The 25,661-nt window shown below is 38.1% G+C and carries 30 protein-coding genes; 29 read left to right on the top strand and 1 reads right to left on the bottom strand.

The genetic code is table 11. From position 1 onward, the window contains the following. Positions 1–26 precede the first annotated feature (26 nt). From NAG76_20300 to NAG76_20230, 15 genes are all read left to right on the top strand, one after another. Entirely contained in the window at positions 27–299 is a 273-nt protein-coding gene (locus NAG76_20300) for a stage VI sporulation protein F (GenBank protein URN94138.1), read from the top strand. Between the two features lie 163 nt (positions 300–462). After that, positions 463–642 carry a DUF2768 domain-containing protein gene (locus NAG76_20295; protein URN94137.1) on the top strand — a complete coding sequence of 60 codons (180 nt, stop codon included), beginning with the start codon at positions 463–465 and terminating at the stop codon, positions 640–642. Positions 643–681: 39 nt separating this feature from the next. Continuing rightward, positions 682–981: a (2Fe-2S)-binding protein gene (locus NAG76_20290; protein ID URN94136.1), complete on the top strand. Its 300-nt coding sequence runs from the start codon at positions 682–684 to the stop codon at positions 979–981. Between the two features lie 17 nt (positions 982–998). Continuing rightward, positions 999–1,343, top strand: coding sequence for a 2Fe-2S iron-sulfur cluster-binding protein (locus NAG76_20285; GenBank protein ID URN94135.1), 345 nt, complete (start codon positions 999–1,001; stop codon positions 1,341–1,343). Between the two features lie 9 nt (positions 1,344–1,352). Beyond that, the gene (locus NAG76_20280) at positions 1,353–2,096 is read left to right on the top strand and encodes a hypothetical protein (protein URN94134.1); all 744 of its coding nucleotides are present in this window, start codon (positions 1,353–1,355) and stop codon (positions 2,094–2,096) included. A gap of 372 nt (positions 2,097–2,468) precedes the next feature. Continuing rightward, entirely contained in the window at positions 2,469–3,947 is a 1,479-nt protein-coding gene (spoIVA, locus tag NAG76_20275; GenBank protein ID URN94133.1) for a stage IV sporulation protein A, read from the top strand. 183 nt (positions 3,948–4,130) lie between these two features. Then, complete coding sequence (locus NAG76_20270) at positions 4,131–4,322, top strand: hypothetical protein (GenBank protein ID URN94132.1); 192 nt, start codon at positions 4,131–4,133, stop codon at positions 4,320–4,322. A gap of 584 nt (positions 4,323–4,906) precedes the next feature. Further along, positions 4,907–5,182: an HU family DNA-binding protein gene (locus NAG76_20265; GenBank protein ID URN94131.1), complete on the top strand. Its 276-nt coding sequence runs from the start codon at positions 4,907–4,909 to the stop codon at positions 5,180–5,182. Positions 5,183–5,347: 165 nt separating this feature from the next. Further along, the gene (mtrB, locus tag NAG76_20260; GenBank protein ID URN96894.1) at positions 5,348–5,569 is read left to right on the top strand and encodes a trp RNA-binding attenuation protein MtrB; all 222 of its coding nucleotides are present in this window, start codon (positions 5,348–5,350) and stop codon (positions 5,567–5,569) included. Between the two features lie 180 nt (positions 5,570–5,749). Continuing rightward, positions 5,750–6,274: a hypothetical protein gene (locus tag NAG76_20255; protein ID URN94130.1), complete on the top strand. Its 525-nt coding sequence runs from the start codon at positions 5,750–5,752 to the stop codon at positions 6,272–6,274. Between the two features lie 123 nt (positions 6,275–6,397). Further along, on the top strand, positions 6,398–7,255 hold the full coding sequence (locus NAG76_20250; protein URN94129.1) for a heptaprenyl diphosphate synthase component 1: 858 nt from the start codon (positions 6,398–6,400) through the stop codon (positions 7,253–7,255). Next, positions 7,252–7,968, top strand: coding sequence for a demethylmenaquinone methyltransferase (locus NAG76_20245; protein ID URN94128.1), 717 nt, complete (start codon positions 7,252–7,254; stop codon positions 7,966–7,968). Before NAG76_20250 ends, NAG76_20245 begins: the two co-directional genes overlap by 4 nt. A 99-nt stretch (positions 7,969–8,067) precedes the next feature. After that, entirely contained in the window at positions 8,068–9,042 is a 975-nt protein-coding gene (locus NAG76_20240) for a polyprenyl synthetase family protein (GenBank protein URN94127.1), read from the top strand. Positions 9,043–9,074: 32 nt separating this feature from the next. After that, positions 9,075–9,518, top strand: a complete 444-nt coding sequence (gene ndk / locus NAG76_20235; protein URN94126.1) for a nucleoside-diphosphate kinase — start codon at positions 9,075–9,077, stop codon at positions 9,516–9,518. Positions 9,519–9,540: 22 nt separating this feature from the next. Continuing rightward, on the top strand, positions 9,541–10,320 hold the full coding sequence (locus tag NAG76_20230) for a protein-glutamate O-methyltransferase CheR (protein ID URN94125.1): 780 nt from the start codon (positions 9,541–9,543) through the stop codon (positions 10,318–10,320). Positions 10,321–10,408: 88 nt separating this feature from the next. Here the strand turns inward: NAG76_20230 and NAG76_20225 are convergent, their stop codons facing one another. Further along, positions 10,409–10,900, bottom strand: a complete 492-nt coding sequence (locus NAG76_20225; GenBank protein ID URN94124.1) for a hypothetical protein — start codon at positions 10,898–10,900, stop codon at positions 10,409–10,411. Between the two features lie 231 nt (positions 10,901–11,131). Here NAG76_20225 and aroC point away from each other — a divergent pair, with 231 nt between their 5' ends. The 14 genes from aroC to NAG76_20155 all read left to right on the top strand — a co-directional run bounded on the left by aroC (position 11,132) and on the right by NAG76_20155 (position 25,411). Continuing rightward, positions 11,132–12,301 (top strand): chorismate synthase, encoded by a 1,170-nt coding sequence (gene aroC / locus NAG76_20220; GenBank protein URN94123.1) that lies wholly within the window; start codon positions 11,132–11,134, stop codon positions 12,299–12,301. A gap of 1 nt (position 12,302) precedes the next feature. Beyond that, entirely contained in the window at positions 12,303–13,397 is a 1,095-nt protein-coding gene (gene aroB / locus NAG76_20215) for a 3-dehydroquinate synthase (GenBank protein ID URN94122.1), read from the top strand. Between the two features lie 2 nt (positions 13,398–13,399). Then, the gene (aroH, locus tag NAG76_20210; GenBank protein ID URN94121.1) at positions 13,400–13,768 is read left to right on the top strand and encodes a chorismate mutase; all 369 of its coding nucleotides are present in this window, start codon (positions 13,400–13,402) and stop codon (positions 13,766–13,768) included. A 315-nt stretch (positions 13,769–14,083) separates the two neighbouring features. Further along, positions 14,084–15,631, top strand: coding sequence for an anthranilate synthase component I (gene trpE / locus NAG76_20205; GenBank protein ID URN94120.1), 1,548 nt, complete (start codon positions 14,084–14,086; stop codon positions 15,629–15,631). Between the two features lie 16 nt (positions 15,632–15,647). Beyond that, positions 15,648–16,691: an anthranilate phosphoribosyltransferase gene (trpD, locus tag NAG76_20200; protein URN94119.1), complete on the top strand. Its 1,044-nt coding sequence runs from the start codon at positions 15,648–15,650 to the stop codon at positions 16,689–16,691. After that, on the top strand, positions 16,681–17,481 hold the full coding sequence (gene trpC / locus NAG76_20195) for an indole-3-glycerol phosphate synthase TrpC (protein ID URN94118.1): 801 nt from the start codon (positions 16,681–16,683) through the stop codon (positions 17,479–17,481). The genes trpD and trpC overlap by 11 nt, the downstream gene beginning before the upstream one ends. Continuing rightward, entirely contained in the window at positions 17,478–18,179 is a 702-nt protein-coding gene (locus NAG76_20190) for a phosphoribosylanthranilate isomerase (protein ID URN94117.1), read from the top strand. Before trpC ends, NAG76_20190 begins: the two co-directional genes overlap by 4 nt. Beyond that, positions 18,176–19,387 carry a tryptophan synthase subunit beta gene (gene trpB / locus NAG76_20185; protein URN94116.1) on the top strand — a complete coding sequence of 404 codons (1,212 nt, stop codon included), beginning with the start codon at positions 18,176–18,178 and terminating at the stop codon, positions 19,385–19,387. Before NAG76_20190 ends, trpB begins: the two co-directional genes overlap by 4 nt. Positions 19,388–19,637: 250 nt before the next feature. Then, on the top strand, positions 19,638–20,444 hold the full coding sequence (gene trpA, locus NAG76_20180; GenBank protein URN94115.1) for a tryptophan synthase subunit alpha: 807 nt from the start codon (positions 19,638–19,640) through the stop codon (positions 20,442–20,444). A gap of 286 nt (positions 20,445–20,730) precedes the next feature. Continuing rightward, positions 20,731–21,828, top strand: coding sequence for a histidinol-phosphate transaminase (gene hisC / locus NAG76_20175; GenBank protein ID URN94114.1), 1,098 nt, complete (start codon positions 20,731–20,733; stop codon positions 21,826–21,828). Between the two features lie 3 nt (positions 21,829–21,831). Then, positions 21,832–22,923 carry a prephenate dehydrogenase gene (locus NAG76_20170; GenBank protein ID URN94113.1) on the top strand — a complete coding sequence of 364 codons (1,092 nt, stop codon included), beginning with the start codon at positions 21,832–21,834 and terminating at the stop codon, positions 22,921–22,923. Positions 22,924–23,427: 504 nt separating this feature from the next. Beyond that, positions 23,428–24,024 carry a sigma-70 family RNA polymerase sigma factor gene (locus tag NAG76_20165; GenBank protein URN94112.1) on the top strand — a complete coding sequence of 199 codons (597 nt, stop codon included), beginning with the start codon at positions 23,428–23,430 and terminating at the stop codon, positions 24,022–24,024. Next, on the top strand, positions 24,021–24,629 hold the full coding sequence (locus NAG76_20160; GenBank protein ID URN94111.1) for a zf-HC2 domain-containing protein: 609 nt from the start codon (positions 24,021–24,023) through the stop codon (positions 24,627–24,629). The genes NAG76_20165 and NAG76_20160 overlap by 4 nt, the downstream gene beginning before the upstream one ends. Before the next feature lie 182 nt (positions 24,630–24,811). Beyond that, positions 24,812–25,411, top strand: coding sequence for a histidine phosphatase family protein (locus NAG76_20155; protein URN94110.1), 600 nt, complete (start codon positions 24,812–24,814; stop codon positions 25,409–25,411). Positions 25,412–25,661: the final 250 nt, after the last annotated feature.

Below are 25,661 nucleotides of genomic sequence, written 5' to 3'. Positions count from 1 at the left end.
ATACGTATCGTAGAGGAGGTTTTGTTATGTCCAACGATTTATCTAAAGATGTACTAGGTGCCATAAAGAAAAAAACAGGTAAAAATATTACAGCTAATTCAGTTAGCAAAATTGCTAGCACTGTTCAACCTGATTCATTAGAAAACGAAGCTGAGCTACGCAAATTAGTGAGATCCATTGCAGATATGGCTAAAATTAAAATGACTGATTCACAATTCGAGCATATTGTGAAGACGATAAAGTCAAGCGGTATGAAAACTTCTAACATTGAAGCTTTAATGAAAATACTAATTAGATAGTAACAATTTGCTATGACATAGAATAATGTTTTTCTTACGATAAACATTATTCTGTGTCATTTTTTTGCATAACTGTTTTACTAGCTTTGTCACAATATTAGAGAGATGCTATAATGATGTAGAATTAACAATACATACATTTGTAGATAGGGGAAAATTTTTCATGAATCCAATGGATAAGATGTGGATGTCTTTAATCGGAATTGGCCTTATGGCAATTGCAGCTGTTATTATTACTTTTGCACGAATAAAAACTAAAGGTATTATTAAAGGACTTTTATCAACTGTTGCATTTATTATGCTATGTATCGGATTTTTATTGGGTCTTCTTTCCATTATATAATACATAATGTTGTGAGCGAAAGGAATTGAGGTTTGTCATATGGAATTAGAACTTAGAGGTAGAACGATTACAAGTACTGTTGAAGCAGAAGATGGATTGACCATCTTGGATCATGCCATTAAGCATAAAGTAGATTGGAGTTATTCATGTACAAGAGGAACATGCGCACGTTGTCGCTGTCTTATTGTTGAGGGTGCTGATTTACTTGATGAGATCACCGATGAAGAATGGGATCGTCTTGAGCCTGAAGAATTTGAACAAGGATATCGCTTAGGTTGTCAAGCGGTTATTACCGGTACTGAAGGCAAAATTGTCGCAATAAACAAGACATATTTCTAATTATGGGGGTGTTCCCTATGGATGCAGAAGTTATTTTCTTGCCATTGAACCGCACGATCAAAGTAAGACCTGGTACGACTGTGCTACAAGCTGCTAGAAAGGCTGGTGTCGCTATCGTCACTAGATGTGGCGGTAACGCTGCTTGCTTCATGTGTAAAGTGAACATAGCTGATTGTAGCGGCTTAGCACCGATGAAAGAAAATGAACGTCGTAAGCTTGCAGGACTTGAATTGACAGGCACTCGTTTGGCTTGTCAAGCGATCGTGCAGAAAACAGTTACAGTTGAATTACCACCTGATCCACTCCGAGCTGCAATTGCTCGGCAACTGAAACTACAAGAAGAAGATGACGCTTTATGGTAGGGGGATAAGATGAATAAATATAGTTTGAAAAGAAAATCATGGTCTTTGATCAAAGTACTTATGTTGGTAACTACTCTAATTCTGCTTATGACAGGTTGTATGTATCCGAAACCAGATTCAAGCTCTGGAGTAATTGTAACCAAAGAAGCTATGCGTAATACACAAGGTGCTATTGAACAGTACCTTACAACTACGGGAGTATTACCTATACATAATAGTGACAGTTCAGTTCCGAAATATGAGAAGTTTCGTGTTAATTTTGGCAAACTTATAGATGATAAGTATATTGATTATATTCCGAATTCAGCTTTTGAATCAGGAGGCAACTTCTACTATCTAGTGTTGAATGAAGAAGAAGAGCCTATTGTGAAAGCACAAAGTATATTACTAACGCAACAAGTCATTGATCTACAGTCAAAAGTGACAGATTATATTACAGCGAATGGTGATATTCCTGCAGGAATGGAAGCTTATGAGGGAATTTTTTATATCGATTTTGATAAGTTGAATATTAAGAAGCCAACGATAAAAAGTGTATACACTGGAAATCTGAGTGAATTACTCGTTAGTAATAAAGGGAATGTCTATATTGACTATGCATCTGATATTATGCAATTGCTACAAAAAGACAGTTCGTTAGTCGTATCTGACCAACTAGATCTAAGAGAATTACTAATTGCGAATTCTGATTATGTTCCAGTCAAATCAACTAATTATAAATTAGTCAATGGTGATCCTGTAGCATTTGAATAAGTTAGCGAAATAGTGAAATTCTCATTTGAGATAGGTTGGATAGAGTTATTTATATATTAGTAACAAGTGCCGTATTCAGTGTAGTGATATCACTATAATGAATACGGCTTTTTTCTCTTCAATTTATCAATTGAAAGATCATATTCTAGTCATCAGAGGAATATATCATTATCTATATACATATATTTGAGTCTTGAAGGGAAGGCAGATAGCGATGAAAAACTAAAAACTTTTCGAAGTTATCGGAATAATTGGACAAAGTGAACATAAGCTATAACTAGTCCAATAAGTATGTACGAGTTGCGTCGCTGGCCTGCCCTTTTGACCGGTGGATGGCGGCGAACCGGAAAATCAATTGGGAGGGGATATTCAGTGAATAAAGTAGATATTTTCAAGGACATTGCCGAAAGAACTGGCGGGGATATTTACCTCGGCGTGGTCGGTGCGGTCCGTACGGGGAAATCAACGTTTATCAAAAGATTTATGGAAACGGTGGTTCTTCCCAACATTCCAGTAGAGTCAGAGCGAATTCGTGCTGTTGATGAATTGCCACAAAGTGCCGCAGGTAAAACTATTATGACGACTGAGCCGAAATTTGTACCTAATCAAGCGGTGCAATTAAGAGTAGCTGAAGGCTTAGAAGTGAATGTAAGACTAGTAGATTGTGTTGGATATGCAGTAGATGGAGCGAAGGGTTATGAGGATGAGAATGGACCTCGTATGATTACTACACCTTGGTTTGACGAAGCAATTCCGTTTCAAGAAGCAGCAGAGATCGGTACTCGCAAAGTAATCCAAGAGCATTCTACTCTAGGTGTTCTAGTTACTACAGATGGTACGATAGCTGAAATCCCACGTAGTTCCTATGTGGATGCTGAAGAACGAGTGGTTGAAGAGTTGAAAGAGGTTGGCAAACCATTCGTCGTAATTATTAACTCAACACGCCCACGCAGTGAGGAAACTCAAGCTCTACGCCAAGAGCTTCAAGAAAAGTACGATATTCCGGTAATTGCACTTAGTGTTGCAACGATGAATGAAGAAGAAGGTCTTGCGATTCTAAGAGAGGTACTATATGAGTTCCCTGTTCATGAAGTGAACGTTAATCTTCCAAGTTGGGTTATGGTACTAGCTGAACAACATTGGTTACGTAGTAACTTTGAAAATTCTGTACGAGACACAGTTAAGGACATTAAAAGATTGCGTGATGTAGATCGTGTAGTCCAACAATTCCTCGAATATGACTTCATTAGTCGTGCAGGGTTAAGTGGTATGGATATGGGTCAAGGCGTTGCTGAAATTGATCTATACGCTCCAGATGAACTATACGACCAAATTCTTATGGAAGTGGTTGGAGTAGAGATTCGTGGTAAAGATCACTTATTATCCTTAATGCAAGAATTCGCTCATGCTAAGAAAGAGTATGATCGCTTCTCAGAAGCGCTTGAAATGGTGAAAACAACTGGCTATGGTATTGCAGCACCATCTCTTGCGGAAATGGCACTTGATGAGCCAGAGTTGATCAGACAAGGTTCACGCTTCGGAGTGCGCTTGAAAGCGACTGCACCTTCTATTCATATGATTCGTGTAGATGTGGAGTCTGAATTCGCTCCAATCATCGGCACCGAAAAACAAAGTGAAGAGCTAGTTCGATACTTAATGCAAGATTTTGAGAATGATCCAATTAAAATTTGGGAATCCGATATATTTGGTCGTTCTTTACACAATATTGTGCGAGAAGGTATTCAAGGTAAAATTGCGATGATGCCTGACAATGCACGTTACAAGCTTCAAGAAACGCTTGGTAGAATTATTAACGAAGGATCAGGTGGCTTAATTGCAATCATCCTGTAGTAACATATGAAAAAAGGCAGTTATAACGACCGCGCGTCGCTATGACTGCCTTTTTCTATGTAGCAGAATTGACGTACCCTTTTATAGTTTCGTCGTGCTGCAACACGTAGCATTAATAAATTAAGAAACTTCCCTTGGAATAAATCGTATTAATATATATTAATTTCATTAAGGGTGGTTACTATGAATCAAGAAAACTTAACTTGTAAAGCTTGTGGAAGTAATACATTTACTAAAGGTGAAATAAGCAATGGGTACGCTAACGTAATGCCAATCAGTAAATTTTTATCTACAGGTTCCCCAGTTATATATACTTTTTGTAAAAATTGCGGGGAAGTAGCATCAATTAAAATTGCAAAACCAGAGAAATTTTGAGCCCATAAATTGGGCTTTTTTTGACTTAACATATTGCGCATTATGTGACAAATATGCTATTAAACATAAGATAACTATTTTGAATAGATTTAAAGTTGTAGGCATGACTATTATACCTATGTGAATATTTTTACGTTTTCTTTCTCCTTTTGTTAACTTCTTTAACCAGAACACTCTTTTAATGTTGGTGATAGCATCGGCTTGTGGAAATGTTGAAATGACATCTAATCTAAATACTTCTAGTGAAACTAAATGTGAAACAGATGAGTATATTATTCCAAAAAAGACATTCGAAAATTGTTAGGAATTAGTTCTAAAGTTACTAGTACCTTAGTTTCATTAGCGTTATGCTCATTTAGTATGAATTGTTTTCCAAATGATTTAGAGAAGTCCAAATGGATGGAGTACGTCAATTGAGGTCCTTATTCCTGCTCGGAATATTTTATTTTCCTGCTTGTAATTGTCTTTTTCTTGTATTACTATAGTTTTATTGTGAAAAAAGGTATATATTTCAAAAAAACAGGTCAATATGAGAGATAATATAGTATTTCGCTAGTCTAGCTTTACTTTAAGGAGGTGAAACAATGAACAAAACAGATCTAATTAACCAAGTTTCTGAACTTTCTGGTCTTACTAAGAAAGATGCAGGTAAAGCAGTTGATGCAGTGTTTGAAGCAATCGGTGAAGCTCTTCAAGGTGGCGACAAAGTTCAACTTGTTGGCTTTGGTAACTTTGAAGTGCGTGAGCGTCAAGCTCGTAAAGGACGTAACCCTCAAACGGGACAAGAAATCGATATCGCTGCAAGCAAAATTCCTGCATTCAAACCAGGTAAGCAACTTAAAGATTTGGTTGCTCAATAATATTTTGCCATCTAGAGGCTGCTTCTGTATATTCTGTATACATAGAAGAAGCCTCTTTTTCATAGGGAATATTAACTTTTCCAAGTAGGCATTGCACAATAGAGATGATTCTAATATAATTCTGTGAGGTAAGTTAGATTGTCTTTAAGAATGCGAGGGAATGAGATGGAGCAACAGACAGGCGATTATGTAGTAATTAAAGCCAAAGATCAGGGCGTAACTGTTATGGGTTTGACTAGAGGTCAAGATACAAGATTTCATCATACTGAAAAACTTGATAAGAATGAAGTGCTAATCTGTCAGTTTACTGATCATACATCCGCAATTAAAATCCGCGGTAAAGCTACGGTGTTGACGAAGTATGGTACCGTGCATACAGATGAATAGAAGTTCTTGTAATATCGAATCCCAATAGATGACATCAACGTCGCTATTGGGATTTTTCTTTGAAAATCTTATTCTAGTAAGGAAGCATTAATATAAAGTGGAATAATTTCTCGTAACCTGAATATTGCTCGTACTACTACCGTAGACTATAGAGAAGTGAATACTATAGGAGGTAGAAATATGAAGCAGTTGAAAGGCTTGTTACTGGCATCTGTAATGACACTGATGATTAGTATCATTTTATACTATAGTATGTTACATATAAAGGATGATTCATATCGCCAGATGCCAGTTAACGCTGGGACACATACGAAGCAAGTTACTTTAACTAATGATAACATTGTTGATGTTATCAATACTTTTATAGATACGAGCCATTTATCTAAAATTAATTTGAATAGTCATGTTCTAGAAGTGGTATTGTTGGTCAATAATGAACAGACACCAGAGCAAATAATTTATGCTGATCTACCGCAGTTTGTTAGTCTAGCATTTAATCATACGTTGAACATTGAACAGCTACAAGTGAAAGTAATGGAGAAACAACATAATCGTAACGATAGTGTCATAATATTCACTTGTAATCTGTATCGCAATGATGCATGGTTAGAGAATGGAATCGAGCAGTTGCAAGATGTCGGGTGGCTTGTTGATCCCAACTGGGAGCAGAGACTACGCATAAAAAAGACAATTTATTGGCAATAGCCAAATTAGTGATAACATCCTATAGTATCGCTAATAACCTTTCTAGGAATGAATTAAGATTTGTGTTATAATGATTAGCATTGTTATGAGGATATAACCTATTTTTGTACGGAGGCTTCATAGATGAAAAAATACTCTGTAGCGGATGCGGCAGACCCATACGTAAGCTACGATATGATCCATGCTCATACTGAACTACCGTCGTATTCGGAGCCTAGACTACAGCTACTATATGCTGTATTAGCGCAATCTAAAGAGACGAGAGAACGTAGTGAGTTATTCAGTCTTGTGACCGCTCTAGTTCAACTAGGTATGGATACGCATGATCTTGTTGATACGGAGACTGGACAGCGAACGGAAACTCAAATGCGTTCTAGACAATTGAAAATTTTGGCGGGCGATTACTTTAGTGCGAGATTTTATCAACTTCTTGCAGTTAAAGGTGAAATTGAATTGGTTGCTATACTAAGTAAAGCGGTTGCAGATGTTAATCGTCTGAAAATTTCTTTCTATTCAACAGCTCAATCAGCAACCTTAACGGCAGAACAATACTTAATGAACAGAATCTCACTAAAAAGTGAAATGTTTGCTCCTTTCCATAAATTTTTGAGTAAGCCGATAGCAAAAGTATGGAAAGAACTATTACAACAAGTTACAGCTTTTGAAGTTATGCTTGATGAGTTGAGTAATATATTCGACGCTGGTGGATATGCTCGTAGTTTTGCATATTGGAATTTACATAATATTGTAACCTCGGTCGAAGAGAAAAAAATGCTACAACAGAATAGTTACAATCTGCTTGTGGACAAGTACCATATACGTCGCCATATGTTAGATTATTTACATACAGCATATGAAGCTGTCCTGAGAATACTTGATACAGAGCAGTTAGCAGAACTAAAGGCTGAATTATCTCATACAGTTGAAAATATGAAAAAACAACTCGGCAATTTTTCGATGAAAGAAGTTGAAGCACAATGAGTAGCAATAACTTAAATGATTCAAAAAGCCATGTTCATGAACTATTTGAGACGATAGCTCCAAAATACGATATGATGAACGATCTTATGAGTTTTGGTCTACATAAAGTATGGCGTAAAAAGACGATGAAGAAGATGAACGTCCAAAAAGGTCAAACGGCATTAGATCTATGCTGTGGTACTTGTGATTGGACGATTGATCTTGCAAAAGCAAGTGAAACTGGTCACATAATAGGACTCGATTTCAGCGAACAAATGCTTGAAGTAGGACGTCAAAAAGTAGCGGAAGCGGGATTGAATAAGCAAATTAAACTTGTTCAAGGTAATGCTATGGAACTTCCTTTCGAAGATAATTCATTTGATTATGTAACGATTGGATTTGGCTTAAGAAATGTACCAAATTATGAACAAGTGGTTGCAGAAATGCTACGGGTTGTGAAACCTGGCGGACAAATTGTTTGTCTTGAAATGTCCAAACCTCAGCAACAACCATTCAAATCCATTTACTATTTTTATTTCGAAAAGATGGTACCATTGTTAGGCAAGATGTTCGCGAAACAGTTTGCTGCTTACAAATGGCTTCCCGATTCTTTGAAATTATTTATGGATGCGAAAGAGTTGCGTCAGCTATTTGAGAAAGTCGGAGCTGTAAATGTCGTTGTCAAAAACTTTTTCTGGGGTATCGCAGCATTACATATCGGTAGAAAAAGCTAATAAGGATATCATCATACTATTCTAGAAACAACAGATAAGATTCAACCAAGTTAGAAGCTATGATATATAGTAACCTAGAGCTATTCAAAAGGTGAGATCATGAAACTATTAGAAATATACGCCAAGATGAAGGGCGACATTAACAAAATAGAGAATGAGCTAGAACGAGTTGTAACAGATGAGCAACCATTGTTGTCTGAGGCTGCGCTCCATTTACTTAAAGCGGGTGGAAAGAGGATTCGTCCTGTTTTCGTATTGCTTGGTGGTAAATTCGGCACGTACAACTTGAATGACCTGAAGACTGTGGCTGTAACTTTAGAGTTAATCCATATGGCTTCTCTTGTTCATGACGATGTAATTGATGATGCAGAGACACGTCGAGGCCAGCTTACAGTGAAGTCAAAATGGGATAATCGCATTGCGATGTATACAGGTGATTATATCCATGGCAAAGCTCTGACACAGATTTCATTAATTGAGAATAAAGATGTACATACAATGCTTTCGAAGGCACTAGTTCAAATGTGTATTGGGGAAATGGAACAGATCCGTGATTTCTTCAATACGAATCAAACAGTGCGCAATTACTTATTACGTATTCGCCGGAAAACAGCATTATTACTTGCTATAAGCACACAATTAGGTGGTATTGTAGCGGGTTGTACTCCACAGCAATATAATGCATTATATCGTTATGGTTATAATGTTGGGATGGCATTTCAGATCATTGATGATCTACTTGACCTATATGGAACAGAGAAACAGCTCGGTAAGCCACCAGGTTCAGATATGAGGCAAGGAAATATTACTTTGCCTGTTATTTTGGCACTTCAAGATGAAGACATTCGTGATGATCTATTAGTCGAAATTCGTAATATTCATGCAAATGGAGATTCAGCTAATACGAAAAGAGCTATCCAACTTATTCGTAATAGTAAAGGTAGCCAAATGGCAGAGGACATGGCAAATCGTTATATTGCTAAAGCACTTGCAGTGCTTGAAGAACTGCCAACGATTCCAGCCAAGAAGAACCTTGTTGATATCGCACATTTCGTGGGGAAACGCAATTATTAATATACCGCTTACTAGGGGAAGGGGCATATATTGTGGAAAGAACGTTTTTAATGATTAAGCCTGATGGAGTACAAAGAGGTTTAATTGGTGAAATTGTTTCGCGTTTTGAGAAGAAAGGTCTACAACTTAATGCTGCTAAGTTTATGATGATCTCGACTGAACTAGCAGAAACACATTATGGTGAGCATAAGGGTAAGTCTTTCTACGAGCCATTACTTAAGTTTATTACTTCTGGTCCCGTATTTGCGATGGTCTGGTCAGGTGATAATGTCATTGCCTTATCAAGAGCTATGATTGGTAAAACCGATGCTGTCGAAGCTTTTCCGGGTACGATTCGTTCTGATTTTGCTGTTCATACTAACTTTAACCTTATACACGGTTCTGATTCTGCTGAAAATGCTGAACGAGAAATTCAATTGTTTTTCAACGAGAACGAGCTTGTTTCGTTCGAACATACGATTCAGCGCTGGATTTAACATGAGCTTTGGAGGCTAGGTTATGTCAGAAGATTTAGATTTTTCTAGATTCATAGATCAGATTAAGAAAAAAACAGATATTGATCTTTCCTTATATAAAGAAGCACAAATGAAAAGACGTCTAACTACATTACGGATGAAACACGGTTTCCAGACATTTGACAGTTACTTTCAACAACTATCACAAAACAAAGTATTGTTAGATGAATTTCTTGATCGGATGACAATCAATGTATCGGAGTTTTGGAGAAATCCACAACGCTGGGAAACACTTCGAACAAAGTTTTTACCTGAGATGATTCAAACGAATAATCGAGTGAAAATATGGAGCGCAGCTTGTTCTACAGGTGAAGAACCGTATACACTTGCTATGATATTGAATGAATTACATGCTTTGCAAAAGACGCATTTACTTGCAACGGATCTTGATGCAGGTGTTCTAGCAAAGGCAACTCAAGGTTTTTATCTTGACCGTTCGATTCGTGATGTTCCGCAACTGTTTCGTCAGAAATATTTCCAAGAAGAAGAGGGCGTTTTCTCTGTCGTTGATTCATTAAAGAAAGCGGTACAGTTCAAACAACAAAATTTACTGTTCGATACTTTCGATAAAGACTTTGATCTTATCGTTTGTCGTAATGTGATGATCTATTTCACAGAAGAAGCGAAAAATGAGTTGTATCATAAATTCGCAAAAGCTTTGAAACCAGGAGGCTTATTGTTCGTTGGAAGTACGGAACAAATATTCACTCCTTCACAGTACGGATTTGAAACGGTGGATACTTTCTTCTATCGTAAATTATAATTGCATACGCACTTATACTATTTATAGAAAAAATGAGCTAAAGGCTATCTTAACAGACCCTTTAGCTCATTTTTGTATATTTGTTTAGTTAAAGTTTCATTATCATCTCATTATTGTTATGTAGCCTAATAACTTTACTCTCAAATAATTGCAACTTGGCTTCAAACTGGGCTCTATCATTTTCAAAACCTTGCGTCCATTGATACATCATTCTTAACATTTTAAGATCCGATGTATAGTTACTCTTTTCTATACCAAGTTGTTGTTTAACAAACCGGCTGAATATTCGAATTTTTCGCTTCCATAGCGGTGTATCAAGAAATACAATCGTATCTGCCATCTCGTATAAACATTGATACGATAGACGATCCACTCCTTCAAATATCCAATCTCCATTTTGATTAATTTCTATAATTGTCTCAACCTGTTCAGCCGCACTACGTTTATAACGCTCTAGAGCAGTTTGATGATAAACAATAGAGTCGAGTTCATACCAGGGTATATTAAGTTTTTTCGATAATTGCCTCGCTAATGTTGTCTTACCACTAGCCACACTACCAATAATGAGAACCTTATTCATATGATCACCAACTAAACTTATTATCAATAACCCTCACTAAGAGCTATCGCACATATATTAAGATAATTATATAGTTAATCAGGCAGAAATGGGATAATATATAGAAACGATTACATAGCGTAAAGCTATACGCTTTCTTGTCAAACTAGCAGTGCTGTACTATAATGAGCAAAGATGTTTACGGGATTAAATGGAGAGCAGGAAGTTCTGCTTGTAGAGGGGGAACTATTGTTGAGTTTACGATATTTGACAGCTGGGGAAACCCACGGGCCTCAATTGACCACAATTATAGAAGGACTACCAAGTAATTTAAACCTTGATTTCGAGGAATTGAACTTCCAACTACAACGTAGACAAAAAGGTCACGGACGTGGTCGCCGTATGCAAATCGAAAAAGATACAGCTGATATTGTTGGTGGTGTGCGTCATGGGAAGACAACAGGAGCTCCGATCGCGATTGTTGTTGCCAATAATGACTGGACACATTGGACTAAAGTAATGAATATTGAGCCTATTGAAGGTAACGATGAAACCAAACGTCGTGTTCATCGACCGCGTCCTGGACATGCAGATCTTAATGGTGGATTGAAATACAATCAACATGATCTTCGTAATATTCTAGAACGCTCTAGTGCTCGTGAAACAGCTGCTCGTGTAGCTGTTGGTGCGGTTGCCCGTCAATTTCTTGCCGAGTTCGGTATTAAAGTTGCTGGACAAGTTATTCGAATCGGTGAAATCGTTGCACCACCTAATCAACTTCCTGTTGATGAACTGATTGCTCTGACAGAAGAATCTTCTGTTCGTGTCGTAGATAAAGCAACTGAAGAAAAAATGACTGCTTACATCGATCAAATTAAGCAAGAAGGCGATTCTATTGGTGGAATCGTGGAATGTATTATTGAAGGTGTTCCGATTGGTCTAGGAAGTCATGTTCAGTATGACCGAAAGCTAGATGCTAGAATCGCTCAAGCAGTCGTTTCTATTAACGCATTTAAGGGTGTAGAGATCGGGATTGGATTTGAAGCTGCGAAAATTCGTGGTTCTCAAGTACATGATGAAATACTTTATACTGCTGAGAAAGGTTATCATCGTGCAACGAACCGACTTGGTGGATTTGAAGGTGGAATGACTAATGGAGAGCAAATTGTTGTAAGAGGTGTGATGAAGCCAATTCCAACTTTGTACAAGCCTCTTCGTAGTATTGATATTGATACAAAAGAAGCTTTTACCGCTCAAGTCGAGCGTTCTGATAGCTGTGCTGTTCCTGCTGCAAGTGTAGTAATGGAACATGTGGTAGCTTGGGAAGTCGCTCGTGCATTTCTGGAAAAATTCGGCGGAGACTCTATCGAAGAGATTCATGCCAATTATAATAGTTATAAAGAACAATTGGAGAGATATTAATATGCATAAATTAATGGTTGAACTTGGTGACCGCTCTTATCCAATCTATATCGGATCAGGCTTGCTTGACACGGTTGCTACTTATTTCTCGAATCATGGTATTAGTAAAAAATCACCACTTATGATTGTAACTGATGAGAATGTAGCCCCAAAATATCTTGATCGATTAGCACAATCGCTAAGAGAAGATGGCTTTAACGTTGTAACAGCAGTAGTAGCTGCGGGAGAACAGTCTAAGTCTCTAGCTAATCTTGAATTGTTAGTAAAAGTTGCTTTAGAAGGTGGACTTGATCGTAAATCTGCAATCGTAGCACTAGGTGGTGGCGTAGTTGGAGATTTAGCTGGTTATGTAGCAGCGGCTTATATGCGCGGCGTGAAATTCGTTCAAATCCCAACAACGATTCTAGCTCATGATAGTAGTGTAGGTGGTAAAGTAGCAGTAAATCATCCGTTAGCGAAAAATATTATCGGTGCTTTTCATCAACCTGAATTCGTATTGTATGATTTGAACACTTTGCAAAGTTTACCTGATCGTGATGTGAAATCAGGATTAGCTGAAGTCGTTAAGCATGGTTTGATCTGGGATGCCGAGTTCGTAGACTGGTGTATCGAACACGCTGATAGATTAGTAGCGAAAGATCCTGAAAGTCTCGGATACGCACTATACAAAGGATGTAGCGTGAAGGCTCAAGTCGTTTCGCAAGATGAGAAAGAAAATAGTTTGCGTGCCATTCTTAATCTGGGACATACGATCGGTCATGCGCTTGAAGCTGTAGCGGGCTATGGCGAGCTAATGCATGGTGAAGCGATAAGCATTGGTATGATTGGTTCGGCAAAGTTAGGCGTTCGTTATGGGGCATCAGAAGAACTTCTGCGCGTTACAACTTTAGCGCTTGAAAGCTGTGGTTTACCAACATCTATCCCAAGCCAATACGATACAGATGAAATCTTAGCTGCAATGATGCATGATAAGAAGTTTTCAGAAGGAACAACAGTGTTTGTCGTACCAACAGAAATTGGTACTGTAGAAATTAAACCAAACGTACCAGTTGAATGGATACGTGAAATTATAGAAGAATTAAAGCAGGAGGGCTAATTATGAATGTACGTGGAATCCGAGGAGCAGCAACAGTAGAGTCAAATCAAGCCGAGCTTATTAAAGAAGTTACCTTAGATATGGTTAAAGATATTGTCAGTCAAAACAATGTAAACCCAGCAGACATTTCTTGTGTATTTATTACCGTTACGCAAGATCTTGATCAAGCATTCCCTGCACAAGCGATTCGACAATTACCAGGGTGGGAATTAGTACCACAGATGTGCGCACTAGAAGTTCCTGTAAAAGGGAGCCTTGAAAAATGCGTACGATTGATGGTGCTAGTCAATACGGACAAAACGCAAGCAGAAATTAAACATGTTTACAAAGGTGGAGCAATTGCTCTTCGTCCAGATTTAGCTCAAAAATAAGAGCATTGACATCATAATATTCATTGGGATATAGTAGTAGTTAGATGAGAAGAGTTTAGAAGAGATAGGTTTTATCGAGAAGAGATGAGATGAGTTCAAGGAATAGGATTAACTCAGATGAGTTGTAACAATTGTAACGACAGAGAGCTGTTGTTAAATTGTATGAACGAAAAGTCTGTAGTTCATTGCTTATTTCTATTTCATACTTAATTTCGATGGTCCCTGCTCTGATAGCAGGGGCCTTTTTTGATAGTTACCCTATCTTCATATCCAAAATCGATTGGGCTTTTGCCTTAGAAAGTGAGAGTGAAGAGTATGTCTACTGAATTACAACAAGTTATTTCATTAGCTGATCAATATAATTTAATTCCAATTGTACGCCGGGTTATGGCTGATACTGAGACTCCTATTCGATTGTTTAAGCATTTTGCTAAAAAGGAGCACGCTTTCTTACTTGAGAGTGTTGAAGGTGGCGCCAAATGGGCTAGATATTCATTTATCGGAACAGATCCGTTCTTGATGTTATATGGAAAACATGGAGAGATGGTTTTCGAGCAAAATGGCGAAAAGACAATTCTTTCAGATAAACCTATTGAACTATTGAAAGCAAAGTTACGTTCATTCCGTACTCCTGCTAATACTGAGCTTCCTCCATTTACAGGTGGAGCTATCGGATTTTTTGGATATGATCTATTACAATATTATGAGAAATTACCTGCTCACCGAGTAGATGATCTCAATATGAACGATATTCAATTTATGTTCTGCGATCAAGTTATCGTATTTGATCATTTGAAGCAACAATTGCTATTAGTTAGCAATGTTCATATCGAAGAAGGATCAACAGATGCACAAATTGAGCAAGCATATAACCGTACTCTTGGCCGTATAGAGGCGATGATCGAAGAGATTAGTCAAGTGAACGTAGCTACTGATATTCCTAGAGGATCTATGGATTTGGATCCAGATCTTGGGGAAGTAGAATCGAATATTACGAAAGAAAAGTTTATAGATAACATTCATCAAGCGAAAGAATATATCCGCGCTGGTGATATATTCCAAGTAGTTCTTTCACAACGCTTCAGTATAGAAACAACGGTTGATCCGCTTCATGTATATCGTGTACTACGTGTAATGAACCCATCTCCATATATGTACTATTTGAAAATGGGTGAACAAGTCATCGTAGGTACTTCTCCTGAAGCACTTGTGAAAGTCAATAACGGTAAAGTGGAAACACGTCCAATTGCTGGCACACGTCCGCGTGGTAAGACAGTTGAAGAAGATAAGCAACTAGAGCAAGATTTGCTTGCTGATGAGAAAGAGAAAGCGGAGCATTTAATGCTTGTTGATCTTGGTCGTAATGACATCGGCAGAGTATCTGAGTTTGGTTCCGTACGTTGTGATACGTTTATGGAAGTTGAACGTTATTCTCATGTCATGCACATCGTATCGAATGTGTCCGGCAAATTACGTGAAGATAAAGATTTCTTTGATGCATTTATATCTTGTTTACCAGCTGGAACGGTGTCAGGAGCGCCGAAACTACGTGCGATGGAAATTATCGCTGAGTTAGAAAATGAGGCGCGTGGTGCTTATGCTGGTGCGATTGGCTACCTTGGCTTCGGTGGTTCAATGGACACTTGTATTACAATTCGTACAATTATATTCCAAAATAATCGTGCTTACGTACAGAGCGGTGCAGGCATTGTATGGGATTCTAATCCTGAAAGTGAATATATGGAAACTGTGAATAAAGCAAAAGCAAGTTTGAAAGCGATTCGTGCAGCTGAGCAAATGTTTGGTACTAAACAAGAGCAATTGAAAACATCCATTAATACTGATTACGAAGTGTTAAATTAAGGAGGGATAGATGAATATGAGCGAAGCAATAAGTATGCAACAAGCGATAGCTAAGCTAGTATCTAGCAATGATCTTTCGCGAGCAGAAGCACAATCCGTGATGACTCAAATTATGAACGGAGAAGCTACTTCTGCGCAAATCGGAGCTGCAGCGATAGCACTTCGAATGAAGGGTGAAACAAAAGATGAAATTACTGGGCTTGCAGAAGTGATGCGTAGCTTCTCTAATCATGTCGATAGTCACCAAAGCGGACTGCTAGATACATGCGGTACTGGCGGATCCGGAATTAGTAAGTTCAATATTTCTACAGCATCTTCACTAATAGCAGCGGCTGCTGGTATTACGGTTGCAAAACATGGAAATCGTGCAATGTCAGGCAAATCCGGTAGTGCGGATGTGCTTGAAGCACTTGGTGTTAATATTAACGTTACTCCAGAGCAAGCGAAAGCATGTCTTGATGAAGTAGGCATCTGCTTTATGTTCGCTCAACTTTATCATCCTTCCTTAAAGCATGCAGCTGGACCACGTAAAGAAATCGGAACAAGAACGATTTTCAATATGTTAGGCCCACTTACAAATCCTGCTGGTGCAGATCGTCAATTACTAGGTTTATATGATGCTAGTAAGACTGAGATTATAGCGGAAGTATTACGGGAATTAGGAATAACACGAGCACTTGTTGTCAGTAGCTTCGATGGGTTGGATGAGATTAGTATTTCATCATCAACGAAAGTATCTGAATTGAAAGATGGTAGTGTAACCACATATCATATTTCACCAGAACAATTAGGATTAGTTACACGTCCACTTTCCGATGTACTTGGAGGCGAGCCAGCTCAAAACGCTCAAATCATTCGAGAAATATTTGATGGCACACGTCGTGATGGATATCGTGATATTGTGCTAGCCAATGCTGGAGCATGTATCTACCTTGGCGGTCTTTCTAATACTCATGCTGAAGGTGTGAAAATCGCAGCAGAAATCATTGATTCTGGAAAAGCTGCTTTGAAGCTTGATCAGCTTATTCAAAAGACAGGAGAATTGAATTATGTTTCTTAATAAAATTGTCGAGACGAAAAAAGTTGAAGTACAGCAATTAGCGGAAAACTTCAATATTAAGCAGTATGAACAACATATTGCTACATTGCCTCCATGCCGTGGATTCGAGAAAGCTTTGCGTGCAGGTGGTCGTAAACGTGATTTAGCGTTAATCGCGGAAGTGAAAAAAGCATCTCCGTCCAAAGGATTAATACGTGAAGATTTCCATCCGGTTGAACTTGCACTTGCCTATGAGTCTGCTGGTGCAGATTGTCTATCCGTGCTTACTGATGTGGATTACTTCCAAGGATCTAATGAATACTTGAAAAGAATCTCAGAAGCAGTGAAACTTCCATTATTACGCAAAGATTTTATTATTGATTACCGTCAAATTTATGAAGCAAGAGCTATAGGTGCGGACTGTATTTTATTAATTGTAGCTATTCTGACAGATGAACAGCTTAGTGAATTCCACGATCTTGCGAAAAAATTAGGAATGGACGTTCTTGTAGAAGTTCATGATACATCGGAATTAGAACGAGTGCTTAAATTAAATAAGGCTACATTGATCGGTGTTAATAATCGTAATCTGCACACATTTGAAACAAAACTTGAGACAACTCAAGCTTTAATCGGTATGATGCCTGAACATGTTATGAACATTAGTGAGAGCGGCATATTGAGTCAGCAAGATTATGAATATGTAAGATCTGTAGGGGCACAAGGATTGCTGATCGGTGAACATTTCATGCGTCAAGGAGATGTTGGTCAAGCGATTGAGCAATTAATGGGTCAGGTTACAAACGTATGAATCAAGAAGTCGTAGAGTCGTTATCAATTAAGCCGCGCATCAAAATATGTGGTTTACGCGATGTTGCAACTATAGAGGCGATGGAAGGATTACCGATTCAAGAAGTTGGGCTAGTCTTTGCTCCGAGTAAGCGTCAAGTTACAGCTGCACAAGCTGAGCAACTTGTCGATGCTATTCATCGCCTTAGTGGAGAGAGGATACGTGCCGTTGGTGTATTCGTCAATCATCCTCTTGAAGAAATGATTGCTTTATTGCAACATGTTCCGCTCGATGTCGTGCAATTGCATGGCAATGAGGATGTGCAATACTATAGTTTGTTGCATGAAGCCTATCCCAATTTAGCGTTGTGGAAAGTAATTTCAATCAAACAACAACGTGAGCATAATAATGAGGCGGAGCAACATATTAAGGATGAATTGACTCCATATATTCCTTATATTGAGAGTATATTAATAGATGCTCCAGGTGGCGGGACAGGTAAACCTTTCAATTGGGAAGCTATTGCGACATATCGAGCAGTTGCAGATCAATTTGAACTGCAGCTATACGTGGCTGGTGGATTGCATGAAGGCAATGTAGCACAATTAATTTCGAGCTATCGTTGCGATGGAATAGATGTTTCCAGTGGTGTAGAATCAGATGGAGTGAAAGATTTGCACAAAATAAATGAGTTTGTCAGAAAGGTGATAGAAGCATGACACAAATTCCAGATTCCAATGGTCGCTTTGGACCGTTCGGGGGCAGATATGTTCCTGAAACATTAATGAATGCTTTGTTACAATTAGAAGAAGCATATCTTCACTATTCCAAAGATCCAGAATTCCAAGCAGAAATACTTGATTTATTATATCGCTACTCAGGTCGTCCGACGTCATTATATTACGCTCCGAATTTAACTGAAAAGCTTGGTGGAGCAAAAATTTACTTGAAACGTGAAGATTTGAACCATACGGGTGCGCATAAAATTAATAATGCAATTGCGCAAGGATTGCTTGCTAAACGTATGGGCAAAACGAAGATTATTGCTGAAACTGGAGCGGGTCAACATGGTGTTGCTTCTGCTACTGTAGCTGCCTTACTAGGTCTTGAATGTAAAGTATTTATGGGCGAAGAAGATATGAAGCGCCAACAACTAAATGTATTCCGAATGAATTTACTTGGTGCTGAAGTTGTACCTGTAACTAGTGGAACACGCACGTTAAAAGATGCTTGTAATGAAACTCTACGTTATTGGGTTAGTAATGTAACAGATACTTACTATATTCTTGGTTCTGCAACTGGTCCTCATCCATACCCTTTGATGGTTCGAGATTTCCAGCGTATTATCGGTGATGAAGCTCGTGAGCAAATATTGAAATACGAAAATAAACTACCTGATTATGTTGTGGCTGCTGTCGGTGGCGGTAGTAATGCAATCGGTATTTTCTATCCATTTATCCAAGATAAAGGTGTGAAATTATTAGGCGTGGAAGCTGCTGGTCGTGGTGTAGAGACAGATGAGCATGCAGCAACGATGACAAAAGGACGTCACGGTGTATTCCAAGGTTCGATGAGTTATGTACTGCAAGATGAGCACGGCCAAGTACAACCAGCTCATTCAATCTCAGCAGGACTTGATTATCCTGGTATCGGACCTGAACATTCTTACTTGAAAGACAGTGGTCGTGCAGAGTATGCACCTATTACGGATGCAGAAGCACTGGAAGCGTTGCAAGAACTTTCTCGTACGGAAGGGATTATTCCAGCGTTAGAATCAGCACATGCTATTGCACAAGTGATTAAGTTAGCTCCAACTTTAAGCAAAGATCAAACAATCGTAGTAAGTTTGTCTGGTCGAGGCGACAAAGATGTAGAAGCGATTATGAGTTACTTAGGTAAATCTTCCGATGGATCTTTTCATTTGTAGAGGATGTTCATAAAGCAGACTTTGACAACGAAGTGCATACTGACGTCGATTATTCGATATCGAATATGAAGCGAACTAATGCTTCCGAGGTTTTCTTTCACAAACATTGTAGGTTCGCGTGTCCGTAATTATGTACACTTGCGCTTGCGCCTTTCTCAAGTAGCGCTCCATCTTCTCGGATTGCGAAAGCCCGCTTTTTGAACTGTGGTAGACGAGATGGACTAATGAAAAATTATTGGAGGTAACTCATATGAATTTAATTGATAAAAAATTCGCTGAACTGAAAGAGCAGAACAATACTGCATTAATTCCATTCATTTCTGTAGGCGATCCCAATATTGCTACAACGGTCGATATTATTAAAACTTTAGAAGCAGCAGGCGCTGACATTATAGAATTAGGTGTGCCTTATTCTGATCCGCTAGCAGATGGTCCAGTAATTCAACGTGCTTCAGAACGCGCATTACAGCACAGTATTACATTAACAGATTGTATTAATCTGGGTGGGACGTTGCGTGCTGAAGGTGTCCAAATTCCATTAATTCTGTTCACATACTTTAATCCCATTTTCCAGTTTGGGCTTAGACCATTTTTTGATATTGTGAAAAGTAATGATATTAGTGGACTTATTATTCCTGATCTTCCAATTGAAGAAGATGGAGAAGTTAGAGAATTAGCGCAGCAATATAATATCCATCTTATCCCTTTAGTTGCACCAACTTCCGATGAACGTGTCATTCGTATTACACAGCATGCAAAAGGCTTTGTATATTGTGTGTCTTCATTAGGAGTTACAGGTGAGCGAGCTACATTCCATACTGGCATTGATGAGTTTCTAGCAGTAGTTAAGAGTGCATCTTCGGTTCCGATTGCAATCGGTTTTGGTATCTCTAATCGTGAACAAGTTGCTCGTTTCGAAGGTAAATGCGATGGTGTTATCGTAGGTAGTGCAATCGTTCGTACAATCGAGAACAGCTTGCCATTGTTAGCTGATGAAGCGACCAAGCAAGCAGGTTTGAAACAGATCGGTGATTTTGTTGCTAGCTTAAAAGGATAATAGGTAATCATTCATCCAATCATTACTTACAATAAATGTATTTGTAAGTGAGTATCATCATATAAAGCCGTATGCTAATAGGATCTGTCCGCTAGCATACGGTTTTTGTATATCAGCTTATGAGATTATAGGTGATAAGGCAATCTGGACTATAGAGTTTAATAAAAAGATCGTTAAAAGTAGATACATAAATATAGACTTTAAAAGTAATATAAGTTGTGAGACAATATGAAGTAGTCACTATTTAACGCGTTAATGCAATTATAGACAAAGAGGTGAATGGCCCATGCAGCCAAAATTAAATATTATGCATTTACCAGTGTATCAACCAGGTAAACCAGTAGAAGATGTTAAAAGAGAATTAGGATTAGATGAAGTCATTAAACTTGCATCCAATGAAAACCCACGAGGTTATTCGCCACTAGCCAAAGCAGCAATGCTTGAAGAAATAGATCAACTACACTTGTATCCAGATGGCGCAAGTGTTGAATTAACGGATGTTCTTGCACGTAAAATTAATGTCGATAATGACCAAATTATATTTGGTACAGGCTCAAGCGACATTATTCTAATGATTGCTCGTGCTTTTCTAGTTGCTGGCGATGAGACAGTAATGGCAAATGAGACATTCTCTCAATATAAACATAATGCTGAGATCGAGAATGTGAAGTTAGTCGAGGTACCTTTGAAGGATGGTAAGCATGATCTCCCTGCGATGCTTGCAGCAACAACGGATAAGACGAAAGTGCTTTGGATTTGTAATCCGAACAATCCAACCGGAACAATTATTGCTCACGAGGATATGCTTTCCTTCTTAGACCAAGTGCCTAAGCATGTGCTAGTTGTTCTTGACGAAGCTTATGGAGAATATGTATTCGATACTAACTTTACAGATGGCGTTAAATTACTTGATAAATACAGTAACTTAGTTGTGCTGCGTACGTTCTCTAAAGTATATGGTCTTGCTGCGAATCGTATTGGTTACGGAATTGGTAACGCTGATGTTATTCGTACAATTAACCAAGTACGTGAGCCATTCAATACTGGTCGTCTAGCCCAAGTAGCAGCAAAAGCTTCGCTTAAAGATGATGCGTTCCTTGAACAATGTCGCTTGGCGAACCGTGCAGGTCTAGATTATTTTCATAATGAATTCACTCGAATGAATCTTGAATTCTTCGAAGGTCATGGTAACTTCGTTATGGTTGATGTGCGTAAACCATCGATGGAAATTTTCAATCTGATGTTGCGTAAAGGAATTATTATACGTGCAGGTTGGAAGCAATACCCAACACATATTCGAGTATCTGTTGGTACACCAGAGCAAAATGAAAAATTCATTAATGTCCTAGAACAAGTTTTAACGGATTTGGCGGTGCTAGCTTAATTTATGATAAAGGTAGCGATATTTGGTGTAGGTCTCATTGGAGGCTCCATCGCATTGTGCTTAAAGGGACAACCGAATATTACAGTTGTTGGATATTCTAATCGCTCATCTTCTGCTGAAAAGTACGTTCAACGTGGCGTCGTTGATATTGGCACGACTTCGGTTGAAGAAGCAGCTTTAGATGCAGATTTTATATTCTTATGTGTTCCTGTTGGTCTGATGGATGAGTACATGCAGCAACTTAGTAAGCTTGATTTGAAGCAAGGATGCATTATTACGGATGTAGGCAGTACGAAAGCGTCTGTGATGGCTTCTGCTCAAGTATTCAAGCAAACCTCTGCAGTTTTCATTGGAGGACATCCAATGGCAGGATCGGAGCGTTCAGGTGTGGAGGCTGCTTCAAGTCGCTTACTTGAAAATGCTTTTTACGTGCTAACAGCAGATGAAGATACATCAGCAACTAGTCTTAATCAGTTAATTGAATTATTGAGTTATACGAGGGCACATATCGTTCCAGTTGACGCGGAAGCTCATGATACCATTGTAGGAGCAATTAGTCATTTGCCTCATATTATTGCTGTTGGCCTTGTTAATCAAATCCGAGGCTATAATGATAATAATGGTCTATATGAGACGCTTGCAGCTGGAGGTTTCCGCGATATTACGCGTATTGCATCTGGTGATCCACCGCTTTGGCGTGATATTTTATTGGATAATAAAGAAGTTCTTTTGCGCCTTCTTAACGATTGGCAGAAAAACATGGATCATTTCAAGCAGTTACTTCAGCAGGATGATGGAGATGGGATTGTGGAAGCATTCCGCCAAGCTGGTGACTTCCGCAGTAAATTACCAGAAAGAAGAAAAGGAATGCTTCATTCAATCTATGATTGTTATGTCGATATTCCCGATCATCCTGGTATTATTGGTTCAATTGCTAGTGAACTAGGCAAAGCTCAAATTAATTTGAGTAATATTCAAATTATTGAGAATCGAGAACAAATTCCTGGCGTATTAAAACTAAGTTTCAGAACACAGGAACATCTTGATCAAGCAATTGTATTACTAGGAGAACAAGGGTATAAAATAGAACAATAACTTAGAATTAGATATAAAAAGAGCGCTTATGAGAGAATTTTCCTTTCATGAGCGTTTTTTAATGTTAAATTCTTTTCATTTTGAGTAATTAAGAAATACATATAAAAGTAAGTGAATTGTATATTTATGTGAAAATATTTGCTGAAAATTAAAATGTAAGCGCTTATTGACAAACTGGAAGCGTATACATATAATAAAAGTACAGTATGGTTTCTCTCCACTCCTATCCAATAACTCTTGTGTTCATAGATGGACACGGACCACTCCTTGAGAGTGGTCTTTTTTTTTCTGTCAAGATAAACGATAATAGACTATGAAGTTATAACTATTAATGAACATATGGAAAAAAAGATAATTTATGTAAGATGAAGGATTTTGTCATTTATGCTCGAATTAACTAAGAATGATTGATCATATATAAAAACGCAACTTTTTGATCCGAATTCAGTATACATGTATAGTGGATTTCGGGAATAAATTGCAGGTGGAGGAGGTTCGCCTGTCATGACAGATTCCCAGATAATACGAGAAATCAAGGATGGCAATGTCGAGCTCTACTCTGAGCTAATGAATCGCTATCAACGTAGAATCATGGCCTTTATCTATCATATGTTGAAAAGTGCAAAGCTAGAGTCACTCGCAGAGGATCTTTGCTCTGAAACTTTTTATAAAGCATACCGAAGTTTGCATACGTTTCGCGAAATAGATGCAACCTTTTCTACGTGGCTATATACAATTGCGCGAAATACAGTATTGAGTGAACTCCGTAAGCAAAAAGCAGCTTATGTTTCGATAGAGGAAGTCAACATGGAACCGATTATTTCAGATGCTGCAACGCCAGAACAGCAGCTTCTTATTAATGAACGTATGGAAAAGGTACGTGAAGCAATCAATAAATTACCTGAAAAGCAACGATCAGCTATTATACTTCGAGAATATGAACAAATGGATTATCAAGAAATTGCAAATATTTTAGAACAAACCGTTAGCTCTGTGAAATCGCTACTTTTCAGAGCGAGAGCCAGTGTGAAACAACAGCTTGAGGCTTATATAGAGCAGGATAAATCAAGCGATGATTATGAAAGGATGAATCAGAAATGAAATGTAATGAGATCGAACAATTCATAAATAGCTACATGGAACTGGATGAAAACGATCCGTTGCGTATTGAAATCGAAGCTCATTTATTTGATTGTGAGCATTGCTCATCATTATTAGAGCTGGACTACAGTACCATTTCTTTTTCTGAATATCCTTTCGATGATACAGACATAAAAGGTACGAATATTGATTATATTAACAAACATGTAATGGATAGAATTTATGCTGAAGAAGCATGGTACTTGCCAATTGCAACAAAAAGCTATCAATTCTCACGTAATTTCAGACGCAATATTGCAATGATTATTGCTAGTTGCTTGGCGATGTTTTCGATAGCATTATTTGTGTTTATTTTTGATTATAAAGAGGATACGAAATCCACGATTGCTGCTAATGTCTCAGGGGTAGTAGACATTGCCAATGCAAATAGTATTAACTTAGTAAGTTCGAATATTTATAAAGGTCAAATACCTGTTGCGAGTATTAGTGATCCGATTGTCATGCAAGTCGTCCCAACTTTCCCGCAATATTATGTAGCATTATCGCTACTGGGCATAATAATGACGATTTTACTGTTAAATTGGTTCACAAGGACGCGTAGCTAGTTTGAAAATGGTTATATAGCCCTTTTTTTGCAGTGATGTTGATCATAAAGTTAATTAAAATGAAAGCTCAAAAAGCGGGCTTTCAGGACCAAGTTCGTTTCATATTCGATGTCGGATAAACTACAAAGCAATTCATCGTCATCAAAGCCCGCTTTTTGAACTTCCTTAAGGAGAGAGTGAATGTGTTAATTGGTCTAGTCCGCCACGGCGAAACCCACTGGAATGCTATTCAGCGAATTCAAGGGCAAACGGATATTCCGCTTAATGAAAATGGAATTGCCCAAGCTAAATTACTAGCAAGTCGTTTACAATCTGACAAAGCGATCTGGGATTACGTGTTAACAAGCGATTTGGAACGCGCTAAAGTTACTGGGGCGCATATTTATGAATCACTACAAATACCGCTTCTTACTGTCGATGAGCGCCTCAGAGAGCGATATTTTGGTCAAGTTGAAGGGACTACGCTAGAAGAACGCGTCGCTAAGTGGGGTGAAGACTGGAAAAGTCTTGATCTGGGAGCAGAGTCTATAGAAGATATGCGCTCTAGAGGTGTTGAAATATTGGAAGAGTTATATGTGAATTATCCGACTTCTAATATTTTGTGCGTTACTCATGGTAGTTTTATTGCGCACTTGTTACTGGAACTATTTCCTGATCTAGAAGATGAGCGGATCGGTAATTTATCTTATTCAATATTAGAGCGTAATGAAGAGGGATGGAAGTTATTATTGTATAATTGCAATAAGCATCTTGACCAAAATGCGATAACTAGTTCAACATAAACTTAATTAGACATGAACTATTATTGCAATAGAGCCAACATTATCGGTGTTTGTTCAAATTTTTTCGGAATAATAAATAGATCATTGAACTAACGAGAAACGTAAGTTCTATGAAAGACTGTATACAACCATGAAGGAGCTGCCACGGCAGCTCCTTTTATATATTCATAAAATAGGATGTTTTTGTACATAAATCCGACATGCACGAGACTTTTACAATGTCATGATGGAACTTTAAAATACAGACCCA

The organism is Candidatus Pristimantibacillus lignocellulolyticus, from assembly GCA_023639215.1.
GTDB lineage: Bacteria > Bacillota > Bacilli > Paenibacillales > Paenibacillaceae > Pristimantibacillus > Pristimantibacillus lignocellulolyticus.
Note: the sequence above shows the minus strand (reverse complement) of the source record. Positions and strands in the feature narration are given on the sequence as shown.